This window comes from Cupriavidus oxalaticus (assembly GCF_038900635.1).
GTDB classification, from domain to species: Bacteria; Pseudomonadota; Gammaproteobacteria; order Burkholderiales; family Burkholderiaceae; genus Cupriavidus; species Cupriavidus oxalaticus_B.
In genome coordinates this window covers 47,352-53,773 of the sequence record NZ_JAYMRX010000037.1, presented here as the reverse complement: position 1 = coordinate 53,773, position 6,422 = coordinate 47,352, and the positions used below count along the sequence as shown (strand labels likewise).

Annotated in this window: 2 protein-coding genes and 1 pseudogene; 2 read left to right on the top strand and 1 reads right to left on the bottom strand. The window is 65.3% G+C overall.

Translation table 11 applies throughout. The features are described from left to right. Window positions 1-360 precede the first annotated feature (360 nt). Window positions 361-2,131: pseudogene (locus tag VSR71_RS32945) on the top strand (ShlB/FhaC/HecB family hemolysin secretion/activation protein). A 317-nt stretch (window positions 2,132-2,448) separates the two neighbouring features. Further along, a complete protein-coding gene (locus tag VSR71_RS32940; RefSeq protein WP_342917751.1) occupies window positions 2,449-4,572 on the top strand; it encodes a catalase in 2,124 nt (707 codons plus the stop codon). Window positions 4,573-4,686: 114 nt separating this feature from the next. Here the strand turns inward: VSR71_RS32940 and VSR71_RS32935 are convergent, their stop codons facing one another. Continuing rightward, window positions 4,687-6,399: a serine hydrolase gene (locus VSR71_RS32935; RefSeq protein WP_342917750.1), complete on the bottom strand. Its 1,713-nt coding sequence runs from the start codon at window positions 6,397-6,399 to the stop codon at window positions 4,687-4,689. Window positions 6,400-6,422: the final 23 nt, after the last annotated feature.

Genomic DNA, 6,422 nt, shown 5'->3' with positions numbered 1-6,422 from the left:
GGGCGATAACGCCCAAGCGCGCACCGAATCTCGCATCGAAGTCGAGGGGAATCGCTCATTGAACTCACTTGGCCACGCTCTCACGGTCAACTCGGCGCTGCGGACGTTGTTTTGAACACCATCCCTAGCGCAGGATGCCGGGTGGAAACCGGTGATTGCTGGTCTCCCTGTTTATTTAACCATTTTCGTTGGTATTACTTACCAATTTATCAAAGAACTTCGGGCGATCGGCCGTGAGGAAAGGGGGGAGCCTGAGCCGCCTCCCAAGCGCAGCCCGTGGGACAACGATTAGCAAGGAACACAGCATGAAATTAATCGGAAACTCGCCCTGACGGGATACAAGAAAAGCAAGCACATACAATGTGGTCATTCATTGCATACGCACGCCTTGCTGCGCGCGGCGTCTCCTTTTTTGTCCCATTTCTCCTGTTGCTGCCCTCGCTCGCTGTCGCCCAAGCATTGCCCGGCCAGGCTTTAACCACTGCCGCCGAGCAGGAGCAGCGCACCCGCCAGCAGCAGGAAGCCCGCGAGCGCGCCCAGGCCGTGCAGGCGCCCGGTGTGCGCGCCCAGGATTTGGCGCCGGTTGAGTATCCGGCGCTGCCAGCCGAGACTCCGTGCTTTCGCATCAACCGCTTCGTGCTGGAGGTGCCGCCCGACCTGCCTGCCGCGTTGCAGGCCCACGGCGCCTCCGCGTTGCCGCAAGACCCGTTCGCCTTTGTCCGCACCTGGCTGGAGCACTACCAGGGCGCGTGCGTCGGCAAGCAGGGGCTGGGCATCTTGGTAAAGGGGGCGTCACAAGCCATCCTGAGCCGGGGCTATGTCACCACGCGCGTGCTGTTGCCGCAGCAGGACCTGGGTACCGGCACGCTACGCCTGTCGCTTATCCCCGGCGTGATCGGTGAACTGCGCTTCGCCGACCCAGACACCCGCGGCACGTGGAAGTCGGCGTTTCCGGCGCGCGCGGGTGAGCTGCTGAACCTGCGCGACCTGGAGCAGGGCTTGGAGCAGATGAAGCGCGTCGCCAGCCAGGATGCGGACATGCAGGTAGTGCCAACCCAGGCGCCGGGCGTCAGCGACGTGGTCATCACGGTCAAGCGCGCCAAGCCGTGGACCGTCGTGGCCTCGGTCGATAACTCGGGCACGCGTGCCACCGGCAAGTGGGTGGGCAACCTGAGCGTCGGTATCGACAACCCGCTGGGCCTGAACGACCTGTTTAACATCGGCTACACGCAGGACGTGGAGTTCTCCGACAAGCAACACGGCACGCGCGGCTGGAACGGCTTCTACTCGGTGCCGTGGGGCTACTGGACCGCCACGCTGTCGGCTTACTCCAACAACTACTACCAGCAGATCGCGGGCCTCAACCAGACCTTCATCTCCAGCGGCAATTCGCAGACCGCCGACTTCAAGCTGCACCGCGTGGTCCGCCGCAGCCAGGACGATGTGCTGGGCGTGCAGTTCCGCCTGTCGCGCCGTTTCGGCAAGAGCTTCATCGAGGATACCGAGATTGAGCAGCAGCACCGCAACAACACGGTGCTGGAGGCCGGTTTCACCGACCTATTACTTCGGCGCCGCGCAGTTTGATGGCAGCTTCGCATACCGCCAGGGCATCGGCGGCTTTGGCTCGCAGCAGGACGCGCTGGCCGTCGACGGCGGCCCCACCTGGCGCTACCGCATGGTGGTGGCGGACGCCAACCTGTCAGTGCCGTTCCAACTGGGCGGCCAGTCGCTGCGCTACGTGACCACGTTCCGGGGCCAGTACACCGGCGATCGCCTCTATGCGCTCGACATGATGACCATCGGCAGCCGCTATACCGTGCGCGGCTTCGACGGCGAAAACCTGCTGGCCGGCGACAGCGGCTTCTACTGGCGCAATGAGTTGCTGGTGCCGATTGAGACCACCGGGCAAGCACTCTACGCGGGTGTGGACTATGGACGTGTCTTCGGCCCTTCCTCCGCTGTACTGGTGGGTCGGCAACTGGCTGGCGCGGTGATCGGCTTGCGCGGCGGTTTCGGTTCTGGCGTTGGCCGCCTGTCCTATGACCTGTTTGCCGGCGTTCCGATTTACAAGCCTGCCGCATTCCATACGGCAGGCGTGACGGGCGGATTGCAGGTGACTTACCAATATTGATGAAGCTGAATCCAGACTGACCATGAAGCCGCAAACCGTAGTGCTTTCCGGAATCATCGCTGCCGCTCCTGACCGGCAGTGACGGATTGACCACCAGGATACTGAAGTTGGTCGCCAAGGTGTTAGGCGTGGCTCCCAGGTTTGGAGGCGGGCGGATGCAGTGACGGACGGCCAGGCCCGGCAATTGCTGGCAGTTGGATGGCCTTGATATCGGCATAAGGCACTCGATAGATATCGACTATCTGTCCGATCTCGAGCACCGATCGCGAAGGTTCCCATTCCTCCCGTCCTCCAACCACCAGCGCAAGGAGATCGATATGGCCGACAAACAGGCAAAGCCCAAGGCAAACAACGCTGCAGGCCAGGCCGCAGCAGGCACGCCGGCGGGCTACGGCGACGCCCGGCGCGGCACCGGCGGTGAACTGCACCAGAGCGCAGGCGGCAGCCATCCGCCGCTGACCACCGCGCAAGGTATTCCTGTTCCGGACAACCAGAACTCGCTGCGGGCAAATCCGCGCGGCCCGACCCTGCTCGAAGATTTCATCCTGCGGGAAAAAATTACACACTTCGACCACGAGCGCATCCCGGAGCGGATCGTCCACGCGCGCGGCTCGGCCGCGCATGGCTACTTCGAGCTGACCGAGTCGCTCGCCGCTTACACCACCGCCAGGATGCTGACCGAAGTCGGCGAGAAGACGCCGGTGTTTACGCGCTTCTCCACCGTGGCCGGCGGTGCCGGCTCGGTCGACACGCCGCGCGACGTGCGCGGCTTCGCGGTCAAGTTCTATACCAAGGAAGGCAACTGGGACCTGGTCGGCAACAACATCCCGGTGTTCTTTATCCAGGACGCGATGAAATTCCCCGACGTGGTCCACTCCGTCAAGATGGAGCCGGACCGGGGCTTTCCGCAATCGGCCAGCGCGCACGACACGTTCTGGGATTTCATCTCGCTGACGCCAGAGTCGATGCATATGGTGATGTGGATCATGTCGGACCGCACCATCCCGCGCTCGCTGCGCATGATCGAAGGCTTTGGCGTGCACAGCTTCCGGCTGCTCGACGGGCAGGGCAACTCCACCTTCGTCAAGTTCCACTGGCGGCCCCGGCTGGGGTTGCAGTCGACGGTGTGGGACGAGGCGGTCAAGATCGCAGGCGCCGATCCCGACTTCCATCGCCGCGACCTGTTCAACGCGATCCAGTCCGGCAACTTCCCGGAATGGGAACTGGGCGTGCAGCTCTTTACCGAGGACGATGCGGCGAAGTTTCCGTTCGACCACCTCGATCCCACCAAGATCATCCCGGAAGAGACGGTGCCGCTGAAGATCATCGGCCGCATGGTGCTCGACCGCTGGCCCGACAACTTCTTTGCGGAGACCGAGCAGGTGGCGTTCTGCCCGGCCAATATCGTGCCGGGTGTGGATTTCTCAAACGACCCGCTGCTGCAGGGGCGGCTGTTCTCCTATCTCGACACGCAACTGCTGCGGCTGGGCTCGCCGAACTTCCACCAGATCCCGGTCAACGCGCCCAAGTGCCCGTTCGCCCACCACCAGCGCGATGGCCATATGCAGATGGAGGTGCCGCGCGGACGCGTGGCCTATGACCCCAGCTCGCTCGATGACGCATCCCCGGGCGAGGCGCCGGACCTCGGCTTCCCGAGCGCGCGCGTGCCCGAGCAGGGCGACAAGGGCCGTATCCGTGCCGAGAGCTTTGCCGACCACTACAGCCAGGCGCGCATGTTCTTCCGCAGCCAGACCCGCGCAGAGCAGGCGCATATCGCCTCGGCGCTGGTGTTCGAGCTGTCCAAGGTCGAGCATGTGCACGTGCGCGAGCGCATGGTGGCTCACCTGCGCAATATCGACGACGGACTGGGCCGGCGCGTCGCCGATGGCCTGGCGCTGGACCAGGTGCCCGATCCGCTGCCCACCGCCGCACCGGTGCAGGACCTGCCGCCGTCGCCGGCGCTGCAGATCATCGGCCGCATGAAAGACACGCTGCAGGGGCGCGAGGTTGGCATCCTGGTTGCCGATGGCTCCGATGGCGCCACCGTCGAGGCAATCCGGCAGGCGGCGACCACCGCGGGCGCCACGGTCAAGATCATCGCGCCCAAGGTCGGCGGCGCGGTGCTGGCCGATGGCACCAAGCTGGCCGCCGACGGCCAGCTTGCCGGTACTCCGTCCGTGATGTTCGATGCGGTGGCGGTGGTGCTGTCCGCCGACGGCGCGGCGCAGCTGTCGCAGGAAAGCGCGGCGCTGGACTTCGTCTGCTTTGCCTACGCGCACCTGAAGGCCATCGCGGCCGATGACGGTGGCGACGCGCTGCTGGCGCGGGCCAACCTCAAGCCCGATAACGGGGTGGTGCCGGCCAGCGATACCACGCGCTTCATCGCGGCGGCCAAGACGCGGCAGTGGGATCGCGAGCCGCAGGTGCGGATGCTGGCGTAACGCGAGGATAGATGCAGCTGATGCGATCGTGCGGCCGCTGCAGGACCGCTGCGGGGGACGGTGCGGGTGGGATCATCATGCGCGGCATCTTGCCGGCAATGGCGCTGTGACCGGCTATGACACCACCCGCGTTGCCACGAAGGTGCCGTTAGGCTGGTGGAACACCAGCGTATCGGTCTCGCCGGTTTCTGGCACGCGGAACTCGACCCGGAACTGCTGCAGCCCTTCCACCTGGAACACCGTGTCGCGGAGCGGGAGCAGGCGCCGGGTCGGCTGGCTGCCGATGTCGAGCAGCAGCCCGCCCGCGGCATCGGCACCGATGTAGATGCGTGTTGCGCCGTGGCGGTATTCGCCGATCCAGCGGTCAAGGGTGCTGGTGTCTGCCGCGGCAGTCAAATCTTCACCCGCCGTGCGCCGGAATACGATGTCGTCGACCAATGGTTCGAGCGGCGCGGCGATGCGATCGATGTAGCCTTCGCGATCATAGAGGAACGTCAGCGCGAGATTGTCGGGGTGTATCTCGGTGAGCCTCTCCGCCGTGGTGAAGACATCGTAGTGCCGATGCGTGAGCTTGCCGGACATGCCGCGCCATTGCCAGGAAAGCCCGGCGCCGTCGCTTTCAATGGTGATCTCGCCGTAGGCGGGATGCGCATAGGTGCCGGCGTACTCGTGCAACGCATGGGTGGGCGTTGTGTCGGTGCGCCGCTGCGCCTTCTGCGCCGCCTTGTCGGTGCGCATCTGCGCCAGCATCTGCTGCCGCTTGGTGCGCAGCCGGCCGAACCAGTCGATCGGCGCATGTCCGCACAGGCGATCGAGCGCGGCATAGATCAGCAGCATGGTCACCGCGCTGGGCGCGCGATTGGTCAGCACAGCAATGCCGATGCGCCGCGCGGGCAGCAGCGTCATCAGCCCCGCCCATCCGAGCCAGCTGCCGGAGTGCGACACGGTCCGCTCGCCGCGATATTGCTCCACCGTCAGGCCGAGGCCGTAATGGACATCGCCGACTTCCTCGTATTCCGCCCGGCAGACATGCACGTGAGGCGTCATCATGTCGCGCACGACCGAAGGCGACAGCAGCCGCTGGCCTTCGGCCTTGCCTTCGTCGAGCAGGCAGCGCATCCACCTGGCGAAGTCTTCGACCGATGCGTTGACCCCGCCCGCCGCGGTGGCCCGGATCGGCGCCCACGCGGCCCGCACGCATTCGCCGCCATCCATCACATGCGGGTGGGCATGGTCCGGCTCCGCCGCCAGCGCTTGCGTCGAGAAGCTGAAGCGCGAGAAGCCCAGCGGGCCCAGCAGGCGTTCGGCGGTGAAGTCCTCCCAGCGCTGCCCGGTGATGCGCTCGGCCACATGGCCGGCAATGACGTAGCCAAGGTTCTGGTATTGCCATGCTTCACGGAAGCCCCGGCTGGGCGCGAGATGCGGCAGCCGGTCGAGCATCTGGCCGGTGTCGAGGTCCCCCGGCGAGTGGATCCAGTCGTGGCGCGGCAGGCCGCTGTGGTGGCAGAGCAGGTCGCGTATCGTCAGGGATACCGTGGCCACGGGGTCGTGCAGCCGGAAGCCCGGTATCACGTCGCGCACCGTTGTTGACCAGTCTAGCTTTCGTGCATCGACCAGCAGGCCGAGCCCTGCAGCGGTCAGTGACTTCGTCAGCGAGCACAGCAGGAATTGCGTGGATGCCGTGACCGGTGCCGGCTCGGCCATGTCGCGTACACCATAGCCCTTCACCAGCAGCGGTTTGCCGCCGTGCAGGATCGCGAGCGCGAGGCCCGGGATCTTCCAGTCGTCCATCGCTTCTTGCACCAGCGCTTCGAAACCATCCAGCATTTGCGCTCTCCGAGGGGATCGTT